This is a genomic window from Streptomyces sp. ISL-99 (assembly GCF_018614005.1).
Taxonomy (GTDB): Bacteria; Actinomycetota; Actinomycetes; order Streptomycetales; family Streptomycetaceae; genus Streptomyces; species Streptomyces flavidovirens.
Genome location: NZ_JAGGPC010000033.1, coordinates 70,043 through 94,994, shown reverse-complemented (window position 1 = coordinate 94,994; position 24,952 = coordinate 70,043). Strand labels below are relative to the sequence as shown.

General features: G+C 69.4%; 15 protein-coding genes and 3 pseudogenes. 5 read left to right on the top strand and 13 right to left on the bottom strand.

All coding sequences use genetic code 11. The features are described from left to right. Positions 1-61 precede the first annotated feature (61 nt). Positions 62-241 carry a hypothetical protein gene (locus J7E91_RS36130; RefSeq protein ID WP_251016020.1) on the top strand — a complete coding sequence of 60 codons (180 nt, stop codon included), beginning with the start codon at positions 62-64 and terminating at the stop codon, positions 239-241. A 214-nt stretch (positions 242-455) separates the two neighbouring features. Beyond that, a pseudogene (locus tag J7E91_RS21095) lies at positions 456-1,121 on the top strand (nucleotidyl transferase AbiEii/AbiGii toxin family protein). A 354-nt stretch (positions 1,122-1,475) separates the two neighbouring features. Here J7E91_RS21095 and J7E91_RS21090 read toward each other — a convergent pair. Both J7E91_RS21090 and J7E91_RS21085 read right to left on the bottom strand, forming a co-directional pair. Beyond that, entirely contained in the window at positions 1,476-7,658 is a 6,183-nt protein-coding gene (locus tag J7E91_RS21090; protein ID WP_214907227.1) for a hypothetical protein, read from the bottom strand. Positions 7,659-7,727: 69 nt separating this feature from the next. Beyond that, positions 7,728-9,923 (bottom strand): hypothetical protein, encoded by a 2,196-nt coding sequence (locus tag J7E91_RS21085; protein WP_251016019.1) that lies wholly within the window; start codon positions 9,921-9,923, stop codon positions 7,728-7,730. 338 nt (positions 9,924-10,261) lie between these two features. Between J7E91_RS21085 and J7E91_RS21080 the strand changes: the two genes are divergently transcribed. Together J7E91_RS21080 and J7E91_RS21075 are read left to right on the top strand one after the other, a co-directional pair. Next, positions 10,262-11,078 (top strand): IS5 family transposase gene (locus tag J7E91_RS21080; protein WP_214907077.1). Its coding sequence is split into 2 segments (ribosomal slippage): positions 10,262-10,611 and positions 10,610-11,078, totalling 819 coding nucleotides; the frame shifts between segments, so codons are not numbered across the junction. A gap of 311 nt (positions 11,079-11,389) precedes the next feature. Then, positions 11,390-11,921: pseudogene (locus J7E91_RS21075) on the top strand (AAA family ATPase); the annotation flags it as partial. Positions 11,922-12,503: 582 nt separating this feature from the next. On the opposite strand, the gene J7E91_RS21070 reads toward J7E91_RS21075, so the two are convergent. The 3 genes from J7E91_RS21070 to J7E91_RS21060 form a co-directional block, all read right to left on the bottom strand. Next, the gene (locus J7E91_RS21070) at positions 12,504-13,226 is read right to left on the bottom strand and encodes an SDR family oxidoreductase (RefSeq protein WP_214907074.1); all 723 of its coding nucleotides are present in this window, start codon (positions 13,224-13,226) and stop codon (positions 12,504-12,506) included. Positions 13,227-13,272: 46 nt separating this feature from the next. Further along, entirely contained in the window at positions 13,273-13,662 is a 390-nt protein-coding gene (locus tag J7E91_RS21065; protein WP_214907065.1) for a 5-carboxymethyl-2-hydroxymuconate Delta-isomerase, read from the bottom strand. Positions 13,663-13,723: 61 nt separating this feature from the next. After that, a complete protein-coding gene (locus J7E91_RS21060; protein ID WP_308376851.1) occupies positions 13,724-15,154 on the bottom strand; it encodes an MFS transporter in 1,431 nt (476 codons plus the stop codon). Positions 15,155-15,351: 197 nt separating this feature from the next. Between J7E91_RS21060 and J7E91_RS21055 the strand changes: the two genes are divergently transcribed. Beyond that, positions 15,352-15,720: a helix-turn-helix transcriptional regulator gene (locus J7E91_RS21055; RefSeq protein WP_214907061.1), complete on the top strand. Its 369-nt coding sequence runs from the start codon at positions 15,352-15,354 to the stop codon at positions 15,718-15,720. Between the two features lie 261 nt (positions 15,721-15,981). On the opposite strand, the pseudogene J7E91_RS37360 reads toward J7E91_RS21055, so the two are convergent. From J7E91_RS37360 to J7E91_RS21015, 8 genes and pseudogenes are all read right to left on the bottom strand, one after another. Then, positions 15,982-17,004, bottom strand: a pseudogene (locus J7E91_RS37360) (hypothetical protein); the annotation flags it as partial. A gap of 65 nt (positions 17,005-17,069) precedes the next feature. Further along, positions 17,070-17,978 carry an FAH family protein gene (locus J7E91_RS21045; RefSeq protein ID WP_214907057.1) on the bottom strand — a complete coding sequence of 303 codons (909 nt, stop codon included), beginning with the start codon at positions 17,976-17,978 and terminating at the stop codon, positions 17,070-17,072. 72 nt (positions 17,979-18,050) lie between these two features. Continuing rightward, positions 18,051-19,808 (bottom strand): thiamine pyrophosphate-binding protein, encoded by a 1,758-nt coding sequence (locus J7E91_RS21040; protein ID WP_214907055.1) that lies wholly within the window; start codon positions 19,806-19,808, stop codon positions 18,051-18,053. After that, positions 19,805-21,022, bottom strand: coding sequence for an enolase C-terminal domain-like protein (locus J7E91_RS21035; RefSeq protein ID WP_214907053.1), 1,218 nt, complete (start codon positions 21,020-21,022; stop codon positions 19,805-19,807). Before J7E91_RS21035 ends, J7E91_RS21040 begins: the two co-directional genes overlap by 4 nt. 7 nt (positions 21,023-21,029) lie before the next feature. Then, positions 21,030-21,911, bottom strand: a complete 882-nt coding sequence (locus J7E91_RS21030) for an alpha/beta fold hydrolase (RefSeq protein ID WP_214907051.1) — start codon at positions 21,909-21,911, stop codon at positions 21,030-21,032. A 15-nt stretch (positions 21,912-21,926) separates the two neighbouring features. Continuing rightward, positions 21,927-22,883 carry a GH3 auxin-responsive promoter family protein gene (locus tag J7E91_RS21025; protein ID WP_251016039.1) on the bottom strand — a complete coding sequence of 319 codons (957 nt, stop codon included), beginning with the start codon at positions 22,881-22,883 and terminating at the stop codon, positions 21,927-21,929. Between the two features lie 5 nt (positions 22,884-22,888). After that, positions 22,889-23,599 carry a GH3 auxin-responsive promoter family protein gene (locus tag J7E91_RS21020; RefSeq protein ID WP_214907049.1) on the bottom strand — a complete coding sequence of 237 codons (711 nt, stop codon included), beginning with the start codon at positions 23,597-23,599 and terminating at the stop codon, positions 22,889-22,891. A 143-nt stretch (positions 23,600-23,742) separates the two neighbouring features. Further along, positions 23,743-24,735, bottom strand: coding sequence for an aldo/keto reductase (locus tag J7E91_RS21015; protein ID WP_214907047.1), 993 nt, complete (start codon positions 24,733-24,735; stop codon positions 23,743-23,745). Between the last annotated feature and the right edge of the window lie 217 nt (positions 24,736-24,952).

Genomic DNA, 24,952 nt, shown 5'->3' with positions numbered 1-24,952 from the left:
CTCGGGACGCCAGCTCGCACATCATGACGTTCGCAACGTCTCCGGCCGCCAAAATGGAGTCATGCCCTCCAGCCCACAGCACCCCGCATCCACCCCGTGGGACGTCTCGGGCGCCGACGCCGAGGACCTCGCGCTGTACCGGGAGAAGTTCCACTGCCGTCTGCCGGAGTCGCTGGACGAACTGCACGGGCAGATTACGGTGTCGTGGATCTGCCGCTACACATGGCCTGGTCCGGGATGACCTCATACGGCCTGGGCAAGCCACGCCGGCGTATGGGCCTGTAACGCACCGTCCTGCACGAGGGCCTGCACGACTATCTGCCCCGCTACTCAAAGAGGACCTGCTCCTCCAGCTGTGGCCGGTGCTACGCACCTCGTCGGCAGCATCGTGCGCGCCGTATGGGAAGACGCCTTCCCCCAGCTCGCCTCCCGCACCCGGCAGCCGCGTGACGGACATGCCGGAGCTGCACACACGGCTCCTGGCGGACGTAATAGCGCTCGGTTCCCCGTATCCACTGATCCTCACCGGTGGGTACGCCGTGCGGGGGCACCGCCTCGTGAACCGCCCCAGCCAGGACCTCGATGTCGCCACCGAGAACCCGGCGCCCATGGCCGACATCGCCGCCACGCTCCGCGCCGGCCTGGAAGCTCGCGGCTGGAAGGTGCGCGCGCTGGAGACCGCCCGCTGTCCGCCCGCTTCACCGTGATTTGACCCGGCCACCGGGCAGGAATGTGAGGTCGACATCCTCAAGGAGATTTTCTGGCGGCCGGTCACCCAAAGCTGGTACGGGCCCGTCCTCGCGGAGGAGGACGTGATCGGGACCAAAGTCCGCGCCCTCGCCGATCGCGGGGCGCCCCGCGACCTGATCGACGTGTTAGCGGCCTCCCGCCGCTGGAGCAATGCCGAGCTCGAGGAGTTCGGCCGCCACGCGCGTGGCCGCTTCGAGCGTGAGGATCTGCAGTCGAACCTCACGGGCGAAGAGTGGACCGACGACGAAGCCTTCGCCGCCTACGGCCTGGACGAGGCCACCATCAGTGCTCTCCACACATGGGCCTTGGAGTGGGCCGACGACCTCGCGACCCGGTTCCTTGAAGAGGCCGGTGATCCGGACATCGACTGATCGCGTCCGGACGAGATCACAGCTGCAGCTGCACACGAGGTCGTGAGCATGCCACACCGAGCACGCCGAGCAAGCTTCGGACCAATCGGGGCGGGTGACCAACTGGGGTCATCCCTCGTGCGCCCCTATGAACCTGGCCTCCAGGGCCTCGGCCGTAGGGAAGGCGGCGCGAACAGGGCAGCGCGCCGCCGGATACGTACGCCGGGCCCGGCGTCAACCGGACGCGCGGCCCGTCATGGGACGGCCCTGGCAAGGTCCAGAGCGTACCTCGCCGTGGTCGGCTATCGGCAAGGTGGCCTTGAAAGGCGACCGGCCGCCCGGACATGCGGGTGGCCGGACCGGCGTAACGCTCCGTCACATGCGGAGCGTCACGCACTGGCGCAACAGCGGTTCCAGGCGCAATTGGGTGTTCTCGTGGTCGAACACCTGAAGAGCGTCGAGGCAGTTGACGATCCACCGCCCCTCGTCCTCGTCCTCGATCTTGAGCGCCACAGCAGTCACCGCGCCCTCCAGATCGAAAGGGCCGTCCTTGAACTCGTCGTCGAGGGCCCGGTACCCAGCGGCAAGCAGCGGGTCCGCGTACACGCCGGTCGCCTCGGCCAACGCGCGGGCCTCGGTCCGGTCCGCGCGTAGGTTTGCCAGGCGCCGCAACACCTCGTCGGGGTCGCCCAGTTCCCCATGCAGGCGATGTGCTCGGCCGACCAAGAGCGGCCAGCCGCCGGTCAGCTCGTGGAGACGATCCAGGCGGTCCTCCGTGTGGAACATGTTGACACGCTGAGCCCAGCCCCGCAGGCTGCGGCGGTCGTGACGGCGCAGGACCACCGGGGCGGCCGAGGTGGGTTCGGTTCCCGTCAGTAGGGTCCGCCACAGCGCCAGTTGGGTGGTGTCGGTGACGAGGACGACCGCGCGGGTGACTCCCGGGGTGGCGGGCAGCAGCATCTCGGCCAAGTCGACGGCCTCCCGGCAGGTCTCAGGCCGCACCGGGTCCCGGTAGCTGACGAAGTCACTGATGACGACACGTCGTTCTCGAGGGCGTCCTCCGGTGAGCTCCTGCTTGTAGACGCTGGGCTTGCCGACGGGCGGCAGCGTCCAGCCATCGATCGGTCCGGCGATCGTACGCAAGGTCCGGGCGACGTCGGTGACTCCGGTAGCAGATGTGCCGAGGACGACCCTGGTCCGGCTGGACCGCTCGCCCAGAAGGTCGTCGAGCTGAGTGTTGGTCAGCGGAGCCGGCTGGCCGTCGGGGAGATCCGGGCGGCCCTCCTGCACGATGCTTTCCTGGAGTTCACAGTCCTGTTCGGCCCTGAGCAGGCGGGCCTCCACCTCGTGGGAGGTTCCGATCATGCGCAGGGCGTTGGGTCCGCGCAGATGCCAGCCCAGGCCGTCGTGGTTGGGCGCGAGGATACCGAGGCCGACCATCTCGGAGAGGTAGGCGCGGAAACCCTCGGTGTCGAGCTGTTCGAACCCCTTGCGCCAGTACGTCTCGCACTCCTCGCGCAGCTCGGTGTCGCTCAGCCGCACCTCGAGGCCGTGATGGCGGGCGTGGTACGCCAGCACGTTGGCGATCACGTCGTAGCGGTGGTCAAGGCTCAGTGTGTCCTTGAAAGCCGCCGAGATACCGTCTCTGAGCGCGGCGTCCGACTCGACGACCTCGATGTCGGACACCTCCACCTCATAGGGGGGTCCCTCGGCTCCGCGCCGCGCCCGCTTGCGGTGCATCAGCTCGACCAGCCGGTGCCCGAACATCTGGAGCAGAAAGGGCTGGTAGGAGCAGTAGCCGAGCACCCGGTTGACGAGATCCAGGTTCTTGAACTCGAACCCGAGCGCCCGCATCGGCTCGACCAGCAGCTCGGCCGCGGACTGGGGAGCCAGCGGGCCGATCACCTTCGGGGTCTGCGCGAGGTGGCCGAACGGCCCGTTGCTCGCGAGTTTGGAGAAGCGCTGCACGGAGTGCAGTCCGGCGAAGACGACCTTGGCGCGGTCCTTTGTGTCGGACCCGAGGCCCTTGAGTTTCTTAGTCTGGTCGAAGCGCGGGGCGTCCGCCTCGAAGAACTGGTCGCACTCGTCGAGCAGGACCAGCAGACGGCGGCGCGAGTCCCCGTCCAGCCATGTGCGGATGCCGACGCGCACCCGCTCGGAGATCTCCTGCCGTTTCCTTCGCCCCTGCGGCCGGTCGTCGAGTACCTGCGCCTCGGTCAGCTCCCGCTCCAGGACGCTCCACAGCGTCACCGGACCGAACGAGCTGCCTTTGCCGATGTTCTCCTGGTCTAGGTTGACGTACACCGCTTGGTGGTAGCCGGGGCGTTGCTCCGTGAACCGCTCCCCGGCGTCGGCGAGCAGTGCCGACTTACCGAGCCCCCGGCCGCCGTAGATGACCTGGGTGCCGCGCGGGTCGAGGATGCTCTTGCGTTCGGCGTCACGGCCGTAGAACATCTCGCCGCCGATCCGGCCGCGCTTTTCCCTGATGTATGGGTTGACGCCCGAGAAGGGCAGCAGTGTCTGCGTAGCGGTGTTGACCTGGCGATTACCGCGGGCGGCGAGATAGGCGAGGGCGGCGTCATCCACGACCAGCAGCGGCTGCAACCGGCTTGAGCCGATGGCGAGTTCGACGCGGGCCTCGCGGCTCAGCGTGCCGAAGTAGACGATGAGGAGGCTCGCATCGCTGGTGTCGCGCTCCGCCCAGCTCATGACGACCTTGGCAGGCGGTCTGCCCCAGACCATCATCACCCGCAGGTTGCCGCCCTGCTCCCTGATCTGCGAGCCGAACGCGGGCGCCTTCGCCCTGCCGTTGATCTCCACTCCGGTCGCTTCGAAGAAACGGTATTCCCGCCGGTGCTGGGACCGGTCGTCAAGCGGCCTGGCGCTCTTGGCGTCGTACCCGAGGAGCTTGAGGAGCGGGGGCACCTGTCTCGTCGGAGCCACTTGGAGCCGGTCCTTCCGCTCGACGGCGGCCAGCGCGCGCCACTCGTCGAGGGCGTCGGCCGCGAGTGCCGCCTCGTCGGTGGAGAGGCCGCCGTAGTCCAGGACGGGAAGCGTCGGATGCTTACCGCCGGACCGGACCAGTTCGACGAGGTCGTGGTCGATGCCTCCCGGCAGGCCGTCGGGCACAGCCGGGAAGAAGTCGGGCAGGTGGGACTCGCCTCCCTCGATCTCCGGGACGGGTTCGCCGATTTCCAGGAAGTAGACGAGGTCGGCGGCGGTAGCCAGGTCGTTCGTCTCCAGACGCCGCAGCACCTGGGCCCGCTCCTCCGCGGTGGGGTCCAGGGCATCGAGCCGGGCGCGGATCCGGTCGGACGCTTGCTGCCGGAAGGCGGGCAGGTCACTTCGCACCGTGTCGAGCGCCCGCCGCACGTCCAGCAGGTCGTGCCGGTCGCTGCCTTCGAGGCGGTCATGGGCGTCGGCCAGCAGCTCCTGTAGGCCCAAGTCCTGATCCTCGGTCACGGCACCGTCGGCCTGCGCGCGGTGCACCTCGGCGACGAGTTCGGCGTGTGTCTTCCGCAGCTCCGTGCGCCGGACGGCTTCCCGGTCGTCGATCTCAGCGTCCGCGGGCGGGACGAACTCACCGGCCCGGGCGGCGGGCAGCAACCCCCGTCCGGCCAGCTCGACGATGCTACGGGCCGCGGTGAAGGCGTCGTGGGAGAGCCGCTCGTCGAGGGCGTCCTGCCAGCTCCGGTCGACCGCGGTCAGCAGCTCGTCGAGCGACGGCCGCTCATCACAGGTGTCACACACCTTCAGCAGTTCCGCGTCCAAGACGATTTCTGGGGTGACCGGAGCACCGGAACGCCTGGTCACGGTGCCACCAGCCAGCATCGCGAACAGTTCCTCCATCGATGCGCGGGCCGCCCAGGCCGTCGCGGCAGCGATGGCGTCCGAGCGCCGCGCCATCTGCTCCAGCTCGCTCAGCGCAGCCTCCCTGCCGTCCAGCAGGGACTGGCGCAGGGAGGAGATCTCCTTGGCCGCCCGGTTGCCGTCGGAACGGTCGCCGCGACGGGTACCTTCGACCGCTAGGCACCACTCCTTGACCAGGCTGACGGCTCGCTCCACCAGGTGCACCAGATCCTGCCGCCCCGAGCCCTGCAGCGGCTTGCCGCTGGACGAGCGGTGCTTGCGGTCCATGCGGTCGATCTCGCTGTTGACCTCGGCCAGTTTCGCCAGCCGCTCGGCCTGCTCCCGCACCTGCTGTATCGCGTCGCGGTTGTCGCCGACGACGGTCATGAGCAGCGATCCGAGCATCCCGTCGTCGGAAGCGAGCCAACGCTTGGCGATCTCCGTCGCCCGCGCGAACCGCAGCCTCTGTGGCGTGAGCAGGGCACGGCTCTGCTCACGCAGCTCCCGCAGCCGGGCCTCCGTCTCGGAGACGTCGGCGACCAGCGGGGAAGCGATCATCAGGGCACCGCTGAGGGCACGGTCGGCCACGGTGGTCGCCGCCTCCGCGAACCGGCCCGGGAGTCGGGGTGCCAGCGCCTTGAGCTGAGCGCCTGCCGAGTGGTCGCCGGTAATCAGTGCGGTACGCAGCAGTGCAGGCAGTAGAAGGAGTTCGCTGCCCTCGGTGTGGTGGCCCGCGTATCCGCCGTACTGCTGGAGCAGGTCCGCCGTCAGCCGGGCGCCCTGGCTGTCACCGGATGTGAGCAGCGCGGCGGCACCTGCCAGGCGGAGCGCCGCCACCTGGGGCTCGGGGTGGCCAGTGGCCATCGCCAGATGGTGGGCGAGTCCGAAGCGTCGATCCGCGACCAGCTGCGCCAAGGCCCGCTCGGCTACGGCGTCGTCGGAAGCGTCACCCACAGCTGGCCCCGCTTCCTGGACGGGCGTGTTCTCCTTGAGACAGATGGTAGGTGCGGCGGGCACCGAGACGGGCCCGCCCGGGTCCGTGAGGGGTGCCGGGTCGCTCGCGGCGGGAGGCGTGGCATGCGCATCGGCAGCGTGGACCGGCTCCCGGGCCGTTGTCAGGGCGGGCGCATCCGGGTCCGTGAGCGGTACCGGGTCGGTGTCCGCAGGTGGCGCAGCCTCTGCGTCGTGGGCATAGGCCGGCTCGGGGGCCGTCGCAGCTTTCGGCTCGGAGGCGTGCTCGGGCGCGGTCTCCTTGATAAATTGGCCAACGCTCTCCTCCGTTTGCCCGGCCGGCTGTACGGCCGCGTACTCCACGGTCGTCTCGGCGTCGGCGCGCTGCGGGATTCCGTCCGCCCCGGCCCCGGTGGGTTCGCGGCCGGCATCCTCCGGCTGAGTCAACGTCAGCTCTGGGGCCATGATCACCGCCATGGCACACGTGGGCAGCACCCGCACGACCTGCTCCTGCAGAACCAGGATCTCCGCCGCGGCCTCCGCCTGCCGGCCCAGCCTGATGAGCCGGGCCAGGGCGGCCAGCGCTGCGTTTTCCTCCCGTTGCGGCTCCTCCCACACCGGTGCGTCCAGCAGGCGGCGGGCCGCGCCGCGCACGGCCTCAGCCGCAGAGGCGGCAGCGACGGAGCCGTCCGGGCGGGAGGCGACATCCAGCAGTTCCCGCAGCGGCTCCCGTGCCCGGAGGTCGCGCTCGTGCGCAGCCCGGTGCGCGCGTACGGCGCACGTCATATCCTCCAGGCGGCGAGGCACCCCCTCGATCCCCGCCGTGCGGAGCACCGCGTCGACGCTGTCGAAGACGGCACCCAGCGCGGCCAGCCGGGCCAGGTCCTCCTCCTGCGGGGGGCAGCCGTCCCGGACCGCACTGGTCACCTTTTCCGCGGCTTGCCGGGCTTGCGCGAGGGCCGACTGCAACTGTCGGCAGGCCGACTCCGGATCCGTCCCCTCATCGGTTCGGGCGCTGTCGGACGCCGTAGCGGTCGTCTCGTGAGAGGTGCCGGGGTCGGGTACCACGATCTCGGGAGTGGGGGTATTCGTGCCCAGCCGGTCGGCGACGGCAGCGCGCACAGGATTCCCGTCGCCCGCGACCGGCGGTTCGTCGTCTTCCGCTGCTCCGGGGGCGACGTCCGGGTTCGCCTCCACGATGGACCGCGCCGCGGCACCGACAGCGGCGAGCTGAGCCGTCTCCTTGTCGTCGGCCGTCACCGCGAACCAGTCCTGCTCCGCCGCCCACGCAAGGATGTGGGCGTCAGTGACGGAGGCGTTGCACCACGCGAACACCGTCGCCCGGACAAGCGTCGCGCCCCACCGGGTAACGGGGTCCGAAACCGTCTCGCCGTCCTGCGCGACGACGAAGTTGCCCACCTGATTCATCACGGTGACCGTGAGTTCTTTGATTCCGCATGTGCAGGTGTGCTGCCGTGCCTCACGCCGCAGCCTGGCGAGAACGTCCTGGCACAGGGCTTTGCTCACCCGTCGGGGGGCCGCTATGCGGATGCCCAGCCTGCCGAGCAACTCCTGTCGGTCCTTTGGCCGCAGGGAGTTGAAGGCCAGTTCCACCATGTCGGCCGTGAGGTCGTTGAGGGCGGTGACGGCTGGGTGGTCCAAGGCGTTGAGCGCGGCGGCCAGGTCTTCGAGATCCTGGGCCGAGACGCTCGACGGGGACCCCGGCGGCCCCGTGACGACGCGGTAGCGGTCCTGCATGTACGCGTACTCCATTTCTGTGGACACCAAGGAGAAGGGAGGGGGCGCCGGCCGGACCCGCGTGATGAATCAGCGGCCGCGCGTGTGCTCGGTGACGAACGTGTATCCGTAGGGCAGTTGCCAGCCGTCCGCCTTGCCGAGCCTGCGGCAGTGCTCCCGAAAGGCCGCACGCTGAACGACACTGGGCGAGCACCCCGGTCGCAGGCGGCGCAGATGACCGGGGACGAACTGGATCCCCCGCAGCCTGTCGCCACCCGGTTCGGTGCCGCCCCACGGACGTATCACCCGCGGCCGCGCGGGGCGGTAGCCGATGAGGGAAATGGTCCGCTGTCCGTCGCGCGGCGGGAAATGAGGTTGACCCCAGGCGTCTCGACTGCCGAGCGCCGGTTCCAGAAGCCGTTCCGCGAGCAGTTCCGCAACGGCCGATTCCAGGGCGGCGGCCTGTGACCGGGCCGGCCGACGCCCGTAGACCGCGCTCGGCAGGACCGAACGGTCCATAAGGGCATGGCCGTCCAGGGTGAGCAGACCGCAGCGGCGCACCGAGCGCATCACCAGCTGCCGGGGGCCCAGCCCGACCACGCTGTCACCGTGGCGGTCACTTCCCGGGACGTCCTCCCTGGTGAGCACACAAGGGTCATAACAGTGCCCGGTGTCACGGTCGCCGACCAGCACGCGTTCCTCGAGCGACGTCGTGGCCAGGCGGATCACCGAGCCGCCGCGGAGGCTGCGCAGTTCAAGCATCAGGCCGGGGAAGAAGTCGCCGGGCCAGACGATCCCGGTCAAACGGCCCGAAGTGTCAGCGAGTTCGGCGATGACCTCCTGCGCTGCCTGCTTCTCATCCAACACCTCGCCAGCATGGTCGAGTTCGAGGCGAACCGTGGGGCGCGCACCGTGGGACCGGCGAAGTTCCTCGACGACGTACGGATGTAAGGGAAGCCAGCCGTCGATGAGCTGGGACAGCCGCAGGGGTGCCCGCCAGACGATCTCCTGTGCGTCACTCCGCAGGAGTTCACCGGTGCCGAGAGAGGCGTCGTCGGCCAGGGGCAGATCGACCGGGTCCAACTCTGCTTCCGGCTCCGGCTCCGATGTCGCGGGCAGCGTGGACATCCAGCCGCGTCCGGCCGGGGCCAGGGGATCTCCGTGCGCTTCTGCATCACCGGGATGATGGGACCGCCACACGCCTCCGCCCTCGAAGGCGTCGTCGTGCGTGATCCGCGAGCCGCTCTCGAACAGGCCCTGGTCGCTGTCCCCCTGGACGACGTCGGCGAGCGCCACATTCGCCCGGCACACCGCTGCGGCGTACCCCACTCCCCTGAGCATCTCCGTCGCCCCCGGGAACCCGCGAAGCCGCGGTCCAACCGCTGTGTACACGGTGACAGGCGTGGTGAGGCCGTAACGCCTCCTCCCCGGGGTGGCCGCGCGTTCGACCGCTGAGGCAAGCGACCTGAGGTCATCGCCGCCCAGCGGCCCGGTGTCCCGCCAGCAGTCCGCGAGGGAGGTCCGGGTCATGGTGTAGTCACCCCATGTTCGCAAGACGGCACTGGAGTTGAGCACATCGCTCACCGTGCCAAGGAGACCGCTCAGCCCCGCTCGTAGGTCGTCGTCGTGCGTGCCGCCTACCAGTGCAGCGAGGGACACGGGGACGAAGGGACTGAGCAGCTGCTCCCGTGCCATCGTCAGGAGATGCTCCGCATAGGCCGTCAGGTCGTCGCGCCGTGCCGCCTCCGGGGACGGGTAGCGGACCTCGACGACGACATGCCCGTCCTCGTTGATCCAGCGCCGGCGCGTGCGTAAGCGAAGGAGCTGGGCCGACGACAGGCTCAGAGCCGGGCCGAAGGCATGGAGATCCGGGACCAGGAGCTCCCTTCGCCGTGGCGCGGCGCCGTCTCCCGGCCTCCCCGGGCCTTCAGCCCCTGCAGGCGCCCCCGACACCCAGGCGGGTACGTCACCGAGGACGCCCACCTCTGGGTGGGCACCCTCCCGATAGACGATCTCGGCGTACAACGGGTCCGACCCGGTGGCGACACACACCATTGCACCGACCGGGAGCACGGGGGCGCACTCGCCGAAGGTGATCACAGGGAAGTCGTCGAGACAGAGCGGGCTGCCGCCGTAGCCGTCGCCGCCGACGTCGTACCCGAAGTACACGGCGTTGAAGGCGACGGCAGTGTGCACGGGCGCTGGGCGGGCCACGACAACCGCTTCCAGATAGCGCCGCAACCGATCCCGTTCTTCGTCAGGTACGGCGTCATAGCCTTTCGTCATTGCAGAGGTCAACAGGGGACGGTCACCGTACGGATCAGGCACCTGCGCCCTATCGCGAGGCATCGACGACACCTCCGGCCCCCCATGTTCGCCAACCGTTGCTGATACATACGGGTCCCCACCCATGACACCTCCGCCGCGTTTCAGACCGCTGCGGTCTGAAACGCGGTAATTTCCGCAGGGTATGCCGACCTGGAACATTCCGGAAGCACTTTCGTCACTTTCCGATGAAGGGCAGTAACTCTCATCGGACACACCCGCGTGCCGACATCAGACCGAGCTCAGATGGCAGGACCTTAAGACCGTGTCCTATGTGGTGATCGCTCGTTGGCCCGTATATGGGGCGGGGGACGTGGAGTTGGATTGTTCCGGACGGGCTGTGGGAGATCGCGAAGCCGTTGATCCCACCGTCGAAGGTGCGGCCGCAGGGCGGCGGCACGCAGGACACACCTGACGAGACGCTGTTCGCGGCGATCATCTACGTGCTGGTGAGCGGCTGTGCCTGGCGGGCTCTGCCGCCGTGCTTCGGGATATCGAAGTCGACGGCCCACCGGCGATTCCTGATCTGGTCACGGGCCGGGGTCTGGGGTCGGCTGCACGAAGCGGTCCTGCACCATCTCGACGACGCCGGCCTCATCGACGTCTCCCGCGTCGTCCTCGACTCCGCCCACGTCAGGGCGAAAAAAGGGCCGTCATACCGGTCCGAGCCCCGTGGACCGGGGCAAGCCGGGTTCCACGATGCACATCCTGTCGGACGCGAACGGCCTGCCCCTGGTCGTCGGCGTCTCCGCCGCCAACGTCCACGACAGCGAGGGTCTGAAGCCGATGGTGGCCGGTCACCAAACGAGACACGACCCCCACCGCGGCCGCCACTTCAAGCCCCAACGCCTGTACGCCGACAAAGCCTACGACATTCCCCACCTGCGGAAATGGTTACGCGGTAAGCGCATCGGCGTGCGCATCGCGCGCAAAGGCATCGAGTCCAGCGAACGGCTGGGCCGCCGAAGGTGGGTGATCGAGCGCACGATCTCGTGGCTGTCCGGCTACCGCAGACTCAGCCCACGCTACGAACGTAATCCCCGGAACTACCTTGCCTTTCTCGGCCTCGCCGCGGCCATGTGCTGCTACAAGCGACTCGTCCGCCTCACCACATAGGAAACGGTCTAAGCAGGTCAACGTCCTCTGCAACAGCACTTAGCAGCTCGCGGAAGCCACAGCCATCGCATCACCTCCAAGGGCAAGATGGCCTGGCACTTCCAACTGCGCGTGGATGACCCAGGCCGGGCTGACCGTCGAACGGGAGGCGTTCGTACCCGAAGGCGATGGCGGGCACGCCTTGTTCTGGGCACGATGCCCCTGATACCCCAACCTCCGGTTGGTGACGTCACGTGGGCCTGCAAGAAGGCATCGTCGTTGCGGTGCGGACGCCCCTGCACGCTGTCGCCATTCCTGAGGAACAGGTCCGGATGGGTACCGATCCGGGTTCCGCAGTCGTCCTGATCACCGGCGTGATGGCGTCGGGGAAGTCCACCGTGGTCGAACTCTTGGCCGGGCAGCTGTCCCGAGCCGCCCACGTGCGCGGTGACGTCTTCCGGCGGATGGTGGTCTCCGGCCGGGAGGAACTGCTACCCGAGGAGACCACGGAGGCCCGGGCCCAACTGGTCCTTCGCTACCGGCTCTCCGCGCTCGTAGCCGACGAGTACGCGCACCACGGATGGACCGCGGTCGTCCAGGACATCATCCTGGGCGACGACCTGCCCCCGGTATGTCGCCAGGGTGCACACCCGACCGCTGTTCGTCGTCGTGCTGGCCCCCTCTATCGCGGTCGTGCGGGTCAGAGAGGCCGCGCGCCCGAGGGCCGGGTACGGCGTCTGGACGGTCGAGGCACTCGACCACGCCCTGCGGGCGGAGACTCCGCGCATCGGGCTCTGGCTCGACACCTCGGAGCACATGCCGGCACTGACGGTCTCAGCGATTCTCGACAACCTCCCGGCCGCACGTCTGGAGAGCGGCTGCCCCAGGAGCACCGCGCAGCCCGGTGCCGAACCCGGCTGGCAGCCAGCCATGAGCCAGCAGCACTCGAATCGCACCTAACACCCCATCAGAACGTGCGTCATCCGTGCGTCAGGAATCGCTGCGGCCCCGCGCGCAACCGCCATCGGAGCATCGGAAACCGCAGCTCAGGCAGCGTTCTCCACGTCCACCTGTTGCGACCACCGAAAACAGTTCGAACCGACAGCCATTGCCCAGAACCTGCAGGTCAGACGCCCTCTCGGACCGGCTCCAGAATGGCGACGCACTCCACATGCGCGGTCATCGGGAAGATGTGCACACACGGCCCGCCACCGAAGCCTGCAGGTCAGAACCCGTTCTGCCGGATCTCCAGCGACTGTCGGGCGCCCCGGAGCGTCAAACGAGCGTCACACGCCGGGTGAAGTGTCGGGACCTCAGCAGACGTGCCATGCCGACAAGCTTGCGATCGCCGGGGCTGCCCTCACGGACCACGGCTGGCCTCGGCCCGCCGAAGCACCCGGGGGCTGGACCGACACCGAGATGTCCAGCCCCCGGACGCGCGGCGCGTCAGGCTATGGTGCCTCCGCCGTCGACGTACACGGTGGTGCCCGTCGTGTACGCGTTGCCCGCGACGAATATCACCGCCTCGGCGACATCGGCCGCGTCTCCCACGCGCCCGACGGGCAGACGCCGGACGGCCGCCTCGTACATGCGCTCCCGGTCCGCGTCGTCCAGCCCCTCCCACAGAGGGGTCCGCAGCAGCCCGGGTGAGACGGCGTTGACGCGCAGCGGCGCGTACTCCAGGGCCATGCCCCGAACCAGGGCTTCCAGGGCCGCGTTAATGGCGCTCTGCAGGGCCGAGGCTCGGCCGGGGCGCTGAGAGAGGTGGCCGGCCACCAGCGTCAGCGAACCGGAAGGCTTGACGCGGACGGCCCGGGCGATGCGGTACGCGCCCCAGAACTTGCTGTCCATGGCGGCGTACGCTTCGGTGAGCGGGAGGGTGTCGACCCGGCCCATCGGCGTCTCCCCGGCCGTGACGACGACGTGGTCGAATGCCCCTGCGGTGGCAGCGAACTGCTCCACCTCGTCGTCGGACCGGATGTCGAGAGTCCGGCCGCTGGCTTTCCCTCCGGACGTGGTGAGTTGCGCAAGGGCCGCGTCGAGTTTGTCCACGGATCGCGAGACGATGACGGTGTCGGCGCCCCGCCCGGCGAACGTGCGGGCGGTGGCGAGACCGACACCGGACGTGCCGCCGACGACCAGGACGCGCTGATCTGCGTATGTGCTCATGAGTGGTCTGCTCCTGTACGTGAATGGGGCCCGGGACGGCGGCCGGTCAGGCGGGGACGCGGCTGTCCTGGTCCTCGGACCGCGTCCGGGAGAAGCTCGGGCGGTCCAGTTCGGTGATCTGGACGGAGACGTCGCAGGCGGTCTCGCGCAGGGTTTCCGCGAACGCACGGGAGACGACGGCCAGGGCTGCCTGGCTGATTGCCGCCCGTGCCTCGGGGGACTTGCCGCCGAACGTCCTGACGTCGAGGTTGACGAAGGACTGCTCGCGGGTTCCGTCGCCGATGAAGTAGTGGTCCATGCGGACGGCGCGGCTCTTGAAGTCCTGGACGCGGAAGCCTCCGGCGGCCGCGAGTTCGGTGTGGAGCTCCGCGAAGAGGGCGGCCGGGTCGAAGCGTTCCCGGGCGTTGCCGGAGTATTCGAGGACGAGGTGGGGCATGGAGGGCTCCTTGCGGCGGAAGTGAGCGGAAGGGATGCCGTACGGCAGGGCGCTTCGGTGTTCAGCGGGCGTCGACGGGACGGGGGGTGCGCCCGGCCTGCGGTGCGGCTGCCGTCTCGGGCCTGCGGATGCCGGTCGCGCTCAGCGCCACGCTGATGGCGAGTGCGACCACGGCCCAGATCAGAGCCGCGCGCAGCCCGGACAGGAAGTGGCCGGAGGACACCTGGCCAACGAGCAGGCCCATCACCGCGACTCCGATCAGTCCGCCCAGCTGGCGCGAGGCGTTGAGGACCCCGGAGGCGATGCCGGCGTTGGCCGGGTCCACCGACCCGAGCATGGCGTTCGTCATGGATGGGACGACCAGGCCGATGCCGAATCCGGCAACGACGAACTGGACGATCATGTCCGCGTACGACGCGGAGTCGACGACCGGCACCGTGGCCAGGTAGCCGACGGCGGCCAGGGTGTTGCCGGTGATCAGAACGGCCCTGGCGCCGTAGCGCTTGACCAGCGGCCCGCACGCCAGGTTCGCGACCATGATGGCGGCGGTCATCGGGAGGAACGCGAGTCCGGCACCGATGGGCGAGTACGCCCAGACCTGCTGGAAGAAGAGGCTGAAGACGAAGATCAGGCCGTAGAAGGAGAAGTTCAGCAGCACACCGATGAGGGAGGTGGAGCTGAACGCCTTCCGGCCGAACAGATGGAGCGGCAGCATCGGGTCGGTGCTGCGGCGCTCCACGGCGATGAAGCCAGCCAGCGAGACCAGGAAGACGATCAGGCAGGTCAGGACGAGCGCCGAGGTCCACCCCTGTGCGTTCGCCTCCACGACCGCCCCGGTGAGAGCGCCCAGGCCGATGACGGCGAGGAACTGGCCGGGCAGGTCGAGCGAGCGGCGGACCGAGGCGTCACGGGCGGGGGCGGGCAGCGCGTACGCCCGGACGAGCAGGATACCGACGGCCGCGATGGGGACGTTGACGTAGAAGATCGAACGCCAGCCGAGGGAGTCCACCAGAACACCTCCCACGACGGGGCCGAGCGCGAGGGCGAGTCCTCCAGCCGCGGCCCAGAGGCTGACGGCGCGGGTGCGCCCGGCCGCGTCGGGGAAGTTGGTGTTCACGATCGACAGGGACGAGGGCACGATCATCGCGGCGCCGACGCCCTGGACGACGCGAGCGGCGATGAGGGTGACGAGTGAGGGGGCCGCGCCGCAGGCCAGCGACGTCAGGGCGAAGAGCCCGAAGCCCCACATGAAGATCTGCTTGGGGTCGTACCGGTCGCCCATGGCTCCGGCGGTCAGGAGGAAGGCCGCGAAGGTGAGGGTGTAGCCGTTGATCACCCACTCGAGACCGGACAGGCTGCCTCCGAAGTCCGCGGCAAGTGCCTTGGTGGCGACGTTCACGACGCTCACGTCCAGGATGACGACAACGAAGCCGAGGCACGCCGCGAAGAGCGTCAGCCCCGGTCGGGCTTTGGGAAGTTGAGTGTGTGACACAAGTCTTCCTTCCTTGCGCGCCGGAGGGCGGGCCATGAGGACGGATGAAGGGGGCGGGAGCCGGGCGCGCGCCATCGGCTCCAGTAGACTGTTCGCTTAGAGGCGAACACTTCGAGTGTACGCAGATCATCGAACACTCTGCAATCCGTGGACCGTACGCGTCACGGACCAAGCGAATCGGGACGGAACAGCCGACCATGACGGCACAGAGACAGCGGGCAACCGCGACCACGAGCCATCGCACGCCCCCGGTCCACGTGGACCCCGTCGACGTACCGCTGGAGACGGCGCTGCTCGCGCTCGCCGACCCAGTGAGGCAGTCGCTGGTACGCGAATTGGCTCGGGCCGGCGACTGGGAGCGGTCGTGCGGCAGCTTCGACGTATCGGTCACCAAGGCGACCCTCAGCCGTCACTTCGCCGTCCTGCGTGAAGCCGGGCTCCTGGAACAGCGTGACGCCGGGCCCAAGCGGCTCAACCGGTTGCGGCGCGCCGAGTTCGACGAGCGCTTTCCCGGTCTGCTCGACCTGGTCCTGCGTCACGGCGGCGAGGGACTCCACGTGGGGTAGGGGGTGCCCGCGAACTCCCGCCCCCCCCGTCGACGCCCCGGCCCTGCGCCCGTCGCGCGGACCGGTGCCGGTACCCACCGCGAGGCTCCCGGCCACCGCGTCGGGACGTACCGACCGGTCGTGCAGCGCCTCCGCCACGCCCCGTACCGTGGCTGGGTCGGTGCTGGGCATGCCGAAGGCGAGCGTCGCAGTGAACGTCCTGCGGATGGTGCCCAGATGGAGCACCACGCCGTAATTGGCGCCCGTCCGGTTGACCACGGTCCGGAAGCCGGTGACCCGGCTCGCATGCGGGCCGAGCGCCGGGTCGACAACGCCGACGTTCGTGATGCAGATCCCCGGGGACGCACGGGCGGCGGCGGCCTCCTCGACCGCCCGGCGGATCGCCACGTGCTCCCGCCGGGACGGGCGCCAGGCGGCGTCCGCCCGCCCCAACGCCGTGGCGTAGTCGCGCGCATGGCCCACCAGGTCGTCGCGGTCGAGCCGCAGGGGGACGTTCAGCACGCTGATGAAGCACCCCACGTCGGGCAAGCGCGCGCTTGGCGCGTACCGCCGCCGCAGTGACACGGCCGTGAACAGCGAGATCTCCGTACGGTCGGTGACCTGCGCGAACGACTCGGCGAGCGCGACCGCGAAGAACTGGTTGGCCGTCACCCCCCGGCTCTTGCACCAGCTCCTGAGGGCCAGGCTCTCGCGCTGGGTGAGCGCCAGCGGTACGAAGCCGGTGCCCCGCTCGCTCCACGGCCGGTGGGCGGCGAACGGTATGGGCTCGGGCAGCGCGAGGGGCTGCCGGAGCGGGTCGTCCGGCAGCGCGGGCGGGTGGTAGGTCAGCTCGTCGCCGTTGGGCGCCACGCTCCGCACGTCGTACGGGCTTCCCGCACCCGCCCCCGGGGCGCACAGGACGTCCAGGAAGGCCCGGACGACGGCGCCGGTGGAATGGCCGTCCGAGATCGCGTGGTTGCGGGTGAAGTAGACGTGAGTCGCCCCGGCCCGTGGATCGCGGACGATGTGCAGCCGCCACAGCGGGCCACCCGTCTCCAGAACACTGTTGAGCTCCTGGCGCAGCACGTCGTCGGGCGAAGCGGGCGCGATGAGCGCGCTGAGCCGTATCTGCGTGCGCCGGGGGTCGGGGCCCGTGCGGAACCACAGGCCGTCGTGACGTTCCTCGATGCGCAGCGACAGGAGCGGCAGTTTGCCGGCCCACCGCTCCGCGGTCCGCCGCAGATGTTCCGGATCGAAGTCGCCGTTCACCGTGAAGTGGGTGGTGACCTGCGTCGTACCGTGCATCAGTGCGTGGGTGTACGCGAACGCCGCCTCGACGTCGCTGAGTCTGCGCGGGAGGTCCACGGCGCTCACTCCTCCCCGGGGCGGGGCGCGGAACCGGCCGCGAGGCGTGGGGTCCACGCCAGCGTGTGGGACAACCGCACGCCGTGGGTCGCGACATCGATCGTGACCCGGTCGCCGTCCGCGGCCCTGAAGCCCGAATGGAAGCTGCTGCGGTCCGCCCCGATGTACACGTAGTGCACCCGCCCGGGGCGGTGGAGGGCCTCGTGGGCGAAGAGGCGGGACATCATCGTGGGCAGGTCGTAGTGAAGGGCGTCGGTTCCAGTGGTGAACGGCCCCTTCCACGCCGGCACCCCGTCCCGCTCGATGGTGACCTCTCCGGTCACCGACCGGGGCGGCTCGCCAAGGTGCAGCCAGGGAGCCACGCCCGCGTCGCACAGCTTCGCGTACGACAGGTGCCCCGCGTGCTGCTTGAAGCGGCCGATGTCGGTGAGGTCATTGCCGAAGGTGTAGCCGGTGTAGCGGGGCACGCCCCGGTCGTCGCCCGTGTAGACGAGAACCACCTCGGCCTCCTCGCACACCGCCACGGCGTCACCGGGCACGGACAGCGGCTCGCCCGGTGCCTTCAGTACGTCCCCGAACCCCTTGACGAACCAGTTGGGCTGGTCCGGGACCGCGGCGTCGACCTTCACGTTGTGCGTCATCATGAAGCCGCTGACCAGGGCGTCTCCCGGGTGTTCGGGCAACAGCGGCGGCAGCACGCGCACCCGGCGGCGGTCCGCGGCCAGCAGGTCGACCGGGGTCCGGCGCCCGGTAAGGGCGGCGACGGCGGCCTCCGCGTCACCTCCCGCCCCGCGCAGCAGTGTCGTCAGGGTGTCGCCTGCCAGTGGGTACAGGCGCAGGTTCGCTCCGTCCTCGGGCACGCCCAGCCCAAGGTGCCGTCGGTTGTCGTAGACGCATTCGAAGACCACCGTCATGGTTCGTTCCTCCTGGGAAGTTACGGGGAGTACGGGGAAGCAGGGGCGGGAAGCAACCGGCTCGGCAGGCCCTCACTCCATGAGGATCTCTACGAGGACCGGCTTGCCGTGCTCCTTGATGTGGGCGACGGCCTCGCGCACGGTGGGCGCGACGGAGTCGATGTGCTCCACCCGCGGCAGGGTGTGGATGCCGAACGACCGGGCCATGGTCACGAAGTCGACGGGGTGGTCGTAGAAGCTGGTGGCGATGTGCGCGCGGTCGATGTCCCGGTCGCGGTTGCCGGCGATGCGCTCGGCGTGCTGGGTGGAGTTCAGGTACAGGCAGTTGTTCATGACGATCACCAGGAGCGGTGCGTCGTAGGCGGCGAGGGTCCACAGGGCGCTGGGCGTGTAGAGGAAGTCGCCGTCCGCCTGGAGGTCGATGCACAGCGCCGTGTCGTCCTTGTGGGCAAGCGCCGCGCCGACCGACGCGCCGAGGCCGTACCCGAGGCCCCCGCCGCCGTTGAGGCCCAGGTAGCTGCCGGGCCGCTCCATCGGCCAGAGCTTCTTCACCCAGCCGTCGATCGTGAGACTGCCGGTGTTGGTGAGGATCCACTCCTCGTCCCGTACCGCCCGGTGGATCTCGTCGACGGCTCCGGACACATGGATGCGTTCGCGCGCCTTCGCCTCGTCGGCCTGGCGCGCCCACTCGGCGCGCGCCTCGGTGTGCAGGGCGGAGAGTGCCTTGGTGCGCTGCTCCCGGCGCTCCGCGAACGCTGGCGTCGCGAACGGTCCGGCCTGGTCCTCGGCAACGGCGCGCAGCGCGGCCACCGAGCCCGCGGTTTCGGCGGCGACGGCCCGGGTGACGGGCACGAACTGCTGGTAGTCGGCAGCCCACTTGCTGGTGAGAAGCTCATTGAAGCCGATAGTGACGATGTCGGCGCCGTTCGCGGGCGTGCCCTGGTCGGTGAGCGTGAGGAACGACCCGAGGGCTCCCACGAGGTCCTGGACCTCGACGGCAACGACCAGGTCGGCGTCGGCCAGCAGCGCACCACCCGTGTGGCTGACGTTGAGCTGGTGGGTATTGGGGAAGTTCAGCCGGTTGCCGCGGTCGACCACGGCCAGGCCGAGCGCCTCGGCGAGCGCGACCAGCGGCGCCACCGTCCCGGGGTCACGGCCGGAGAAGTCCACCACGAGGACCGGCAACCGGGCGGCGAGCAGCCGCTGGGTCAGGTCGTGGAGGTCCTCATGGCTCAGCGCGGGCAGCCGCGCGGGCTCGGTGGCGCTCGCGTGAAGCAGCCGTACGCCGTCCTCCAGCGGCTGTTCCTGGACGTCGAAGTCGAGCGCCACGAACACCGGCGCGTGCATCGGCGTGTTCATCAGCTTGAAGGCGCGGTAGAGGGATTCGACGGTGGCCCGCTGGCCGATGGGCTGGTCACACCACTTTACGTAGTCCTTGACGACGGACTCGATGTTCTGGGAGGTGTGGATCCAGTCGATCCAGGGGCGGCGCTTGCCGGCATCGACGGGGCCGTTGCCACCGAGGACGAACAGCGGCACACGGTCGCACCAGGCGTTGAACACCGCCATCGACGCGTGCAGCAACCCTACGTTGGCATGCACGAACACGCCCATGTGGCGCCCGCTCGCCTTGTGGTAGCCGTGTGCCACGGCCACGGCGATCTCCTCGTGGCAGGTCATCACGATGTCGGGCGCGATGTCGGCGTTGTCCGAGTGGACGAGCGAGTCGTGCACACCGCGGAAGGACGCGCCGGGGTTGAAGGCGACCTTGTCGATGCCCTGCTGGTGCAGGAACTCCACCACCAGGTCGGAAAAGTAGGACTTCGTCATGCGTGTTCCTTCGTACGGGGCGCCGGGAAGGGCACTCTCCGCCAGATCGTGTCGCCTTCGGTGCGGCGCAGCACGGTCCAGGGGGCGGTGTGGTCATTGAGGTCGAGGCCGAATCCGTGGCCGGGGGCGGGGCTGATGGTGTTGGTGGACCGGTTCACGCCCGGGCGCGGCGAGACGACCATGTCGGCGAAGAAGCGGTCGGACTGACCGGCCTCCACGGTGAGCGCGTCGCAGTGCGCGAAGGCCAGGGCGCGCCCCGTGTTGATCAGCGGTCCGACCTCGGCGACCTGCACGCCGATCTGGAAGGCGAGACCGCCGCGCCGGGCGAGGCCGATCATCTTCGCGGCGGTGACCGGCCCACCGTTTTTGGCGACGCGGATGTTGAAGGCGTCGCAGGCCCCGGACTCGATCGCCGTGCGGGCGTCGTCGGGGGTGCATACGGACTCGTCCAGCATGATGCCGATGCCGGTACGGGCGCGCAGCCGGGCGAGTTCCGCCCAGGACCCCTTGGTCAGAGGCTCCTCGACGAAGTCGGCGCCGCTGTCGCACAGGGACGAGAGGTGACCGGGGGCCTCCTCGGGTGTCCAGCTCATGTTGGCGTCGACCATGACGGGAACCTCGTCGCCGAGCCGTTCGCGGATCGCGGTGACCGTGCGGACGTCGCGGCCGATGTCGTGCGCCGCCTTGACCTTGACGAAGTGGAAGGGGCCGCGAGTGTCGAGGAACTCCTCGACGTCGAGGCTGAGGTCGAGCACCTGGGAGACGGGCAGCGCCGGGGGGCTCACGGCGGGCGCCCCGTCGCGGGGCACCAGCCGCTCTCCGCCCAGGCCCAGTCGCCTGCCGAGCAGGTCGAGGAGGGCGGTCTCCAGGAGGCAGAGCAGATTGTTGCCGCCCCCTACGCCGAAGGTCCCGGCAAAGCCGTCGTCGCGCAGCTCGGCGAGGAGGGCGGCGGGGTCGGTGGACCGAATCCGCCGGAAGACCGCGTCCATCGGCACTCTCCGCAGGGCACGGGTCACGGAGTCGGTGGTCTCTCCGGTGACGTACGCCCTGGGAGCGCACTCCCCGATGCCGCTCGCCCCGTCGACGTCCAGCCGCAGCACCAGGCTGTCGGAGCACGAGCGGCGTTTGGCGGGGTGGAAGAAGCCGACCGCCATGGGCAGCTCGACCCGGTACAGCGTGGCCTCGGCGGCTTCGGGCACTGCCGTTTCAGGCATCGCCGTTTCAGGCATTGCGGTCCAGCCCCTGAAGGAGGGTGAACGTGGACGCCCAGTCGACGAGACGGGCCCGCACGTCGGTGTAGAAGAGGTAGTGCTTGTCCGTGGCGAACTGGATCAGAGCGCCATGGCTCCCGGTCATCCGGAGGAACGTGCCGCGCGCGTCGTCGAGGTCGACGATCGGGTCGCTGATGCCGGACACGAACGCGGCCGGGACCGGGGGGAGCGCCCGCTCGGGGCGCATGTACAGCTTCTCCAGGCCCAGCAGAGTGGCCCGGGAGCGGCGGGTCAGCTCGCGCACCGCCAGGTCGTCGTGATCGATGAAGTGGCGGTGCCTCGCCTCGTCCGTGAAGTCCTCCGGCCTGAGCCCGGCGTCCCACAGCTCCTGGCTCGTCTCGGCCGCCAGCGCCCGCTGCTGCTCGTCGTCGAGCGTGGCGTGCAGCTTGCCCAGCCAGGCCGAGCAGAAGACCGCCGCGTCGTAGCGGGTGGTGAAGTCCGGGTGGTGCATGAGCGCCGCCATGAAGGAGCCGCCCAGGCAGTGCCCGAAGAGCGACAGCGGCACGTCGTCGCCGACCGCCTCCCGCACGTGCTCCAGGGCGGTCGCGTAGTCGCCGAGTACCGTGTCCACGTCGGGCAGCTCATGATGGGCTCCCCCGCTGATGCCGCTGCCGCGCCGGTCGAGCACGAAGAAGGCGATGTCGTTGTCGGCGAACTGAGGGCCCGCCTCCCAGAGCCAGCCGGCGTGCGACTGCAGCCCGTGGAAATAGAAGACCGCGCCCTTCACGCGTCCCCGCGGCCGCCACAGGTGCAGCGCCAGCTCAGCGCCGTCTACGGACAGTCCCACGATCTCGCGGCGGATGTTCTGCGGTGGCCTCTTGGTTTCGATCACCTCTGCGCTCCCCCTTCAGCGGTCGGCGATCGCAGCGACGAAGTCGCTGTCTTGCTGGAACGGCTTGTACTTGTACTGAGTGGCATTGCCGACCTGACGGCGGCTCTCGATGTAGGCGGTGATGGCGTCGTGCGGCACGGTGACGACCTCCAGCGGGCCGAGCCGGCCGCTGTCCCGCTTGGACGCGTACTCGATGTTGATCTCATGCAGGGCGGTGTCGACCGCGGTCGACAGGGACCGGTCCAGCTGCGGTGACGGCTCGGGGGCCTCGGTGACGACCACGTAGTTCGGCGGCTCGCCCCAGCGCGGGCCGCACATGTAGAGCCCGGTGCCGAGGCCGTTGGCGGCGAGGCCCCGCTTGATGGCCTGAGTGACTTGCGATTCGGTGATCTTCTCGCCCGTGAAGGAGTGGAAGATGCCGTCGCGGTGCACGAAGTGGACCCACGGGGTGCCGTCCACGACCCGGTCGACGTGGTAGATGTCGCCCGTCCACAGACGGTAGAGACCGTTGCCCTGCGTCATGATCAGGTGGTAGTCACGCCCGGGCTCGACCTCGTCGAAAAGCAGCGTCTCCACCGGCTCGCCGTTCCCGACGAGTTCACCCAGGGGCACGTCGGCCGGGACGAATTCGAAGTACGCCTGCCCCACGGCCAGCGGCTGGCTGTGCGGTGAGTCGTCCACCGGGATGGTGGTGACCCCCTCCGTGCCGCAGCTCATGAACGGGATCTTGTCGACGCCCGGGAAGACGGCGTCCAGCTTGGCCGCATACAGCTCGGCGGAGGCGGAGAGCCAGCAGGTGTAGAGCGTGAGGGAGGGCCACACGTCCTTGAGGCTGAAATCCGGCTCGCGCAGGACGTCTTCGAGGTGCTGGGCGGCCTTCTCGTCGGGAACGGTGTACGGCCGCCCCTCGATCGTCCCCTCCCGCAGGTCGCGCACGAGCTCCTCGCCGTGCACGGCCAGCAGGTCCCGCAGCGAAATCAGTGTGCTGGGGTTGATCGACGAGATGTAGTACAGATCCTGTCGACGAGGTGCCGCATGCGGTGGTACATGCGGCCCTCATGGGTGTTCGGCACCTCCGGCCCGAACCACGGCGACTCGTACCACGGCGGGTTCCAGTCGAGGCTGTTGATCTGCGGGTGCCGGTTACTGACGGCCTGGTGCCCGATCCCGTGCACGAAGTCGAAGACGTCCTCACGGACGGTCTGAGTGTCGAGAGTCGCGTACGGGTGTGCCAGCAGCTCCGGGTGGTGCTCCAGGTACGTGCCCCACATCGCCTTCATGGCGGGGATGCGGTAGGTGAGGAGCCAGTGGAGGGTGTAAGGCACCCGCTTGGGCACCCCCGTGGTGCCGCTGGTCTTCAGCCAGCGCAGGACCGGACTGCACGTCAGCACCCCGCCCTTGGTGCGGGTCTCCCGCTCGATGTCGGGGACGAAGTCCTCGTACCGCATCACGGGCAGGAGCGACCGGAAACGGCTGTGGTCGGCGGCCACGGCGTCGTAGCCGCGCTCCCTCCAGTGGACCGAACCGGCGCTCATGTCGATGACGTCGGCGAGCACGCGCTGCTGTGCGAGGCCGGGTTGCTTCAAATCGGCCAGCAGGGCGTCCCGGGCCTGCCGGCACTCGTCCGCGAAGGGAGCACGGCGGTCGTGCCAGTGTTTCTGCCAGTGCGGTATGGGGGATGTGTCCACTGCTCCTCCTGAAAAGGTGTGGATCCAGGTCTGGTTCTGCTTCGGCAAACGGAGGGGAACGTCATCGGTACGGCTTGGCGGGGGCGTGACCCGGCGACGCGGCTCGGGAACGTGACGTCGGGGACGCGGCATCGGCGCCAAGGTCAGCGGTCGATGTACGCCATCATTCGCTCGTTGTAACGGGGCCCGGCGACCATGTCCGCGCGGACGGCCTCGTCGATCTCAGCGAGCGTGTCCGCGTCGAGTACGACGGTGGCGGAGCGCGTGTTCTCCTCCAGGTACGTACGCCGCTTGGTGCCGGGGATCGGGACGATGTCGTCGCCCTGGTGCAGCACCCAGGCGATGGCGAGCTGGGCCGGGGTCAGGCCGTGGCGCTCCGCGACCTCCCTGACCTTGGCGGCGATCGCCATGTTCTGGTCGTAGTTCGCGCCCTGCAGGCGCGGGTCGTGGTGGCGGAAGTCGTCCTCCAGGTAGTCCTCGGCGCGTCGCACGCCACCGGTCAGGAAGCCACGGCCGAGTGGGCAGAAACCGACGAGACCGATGCCGAGTTCGCGCAACAGCGGCAGGACCCCGTCCTCCAGGTTGCGTTCCCAGACGGAGAACTCGCTCTGCACCAGGGAGAGCGGATGGACGGCGTGGGCGCGCCGGATCGTCTTCTCGCCAGCTTCGCACAGGCCCAGGTAGCGAACCTTGCCCTGCCGGACGAGGTCGGACATGGTGCCCACGACGTCCTCGATCGGCACCTTCGGGTCGACCCGGTGCTGGTAGAGCACGTCGATGTAGTCCGTCCCGAGGCGCTTGAGGGATGCCTCGACGACTTCGACGATGTGCTCGGGGCGGCTGTCGGCCTCGGCCGTCGTGCCGTCCTTCAGCTTCATGGGGAAGCCGAACTTCGTGGCGATGAGGGCCTGTTCACGGCGGCCCGCGAGGGCGCGTCCGAGAAGTAGCTCGTTGTCGTACGGGCCGTACGCCTCGGCGGTGTCGAAGAGGGTGTAGCCCAGGTCCAGAGCCCGGTGGATGGTGGCCACCGACTCACGGTCGTCCGTGGCGCCGTACCACTGGCTCATGCCCATGCAACCGAGACCGAGTTCGGAGACCTCCAGCCCCTGGCGGCCCAGCTTCCTGAGTTTCAGCATGCCTGCTCCTTGCATCGTGCATCGCGGTGACGGGTGAGGGCGCGAGGACAGATCGCGCGGGAAGTGAGAGGTGGCGGGACAGCGCCGCACTCGGCCCGCCGCTTCGGCTTGATTCGTGCGCCGGCGCCCTGCGGGCACGGCCGCGAAGAGATCTGCGAGAACCGCCCCTCGGTTCGTAACTCAAGCACAAAGATAGACTCTAGTTCAACACTTGACT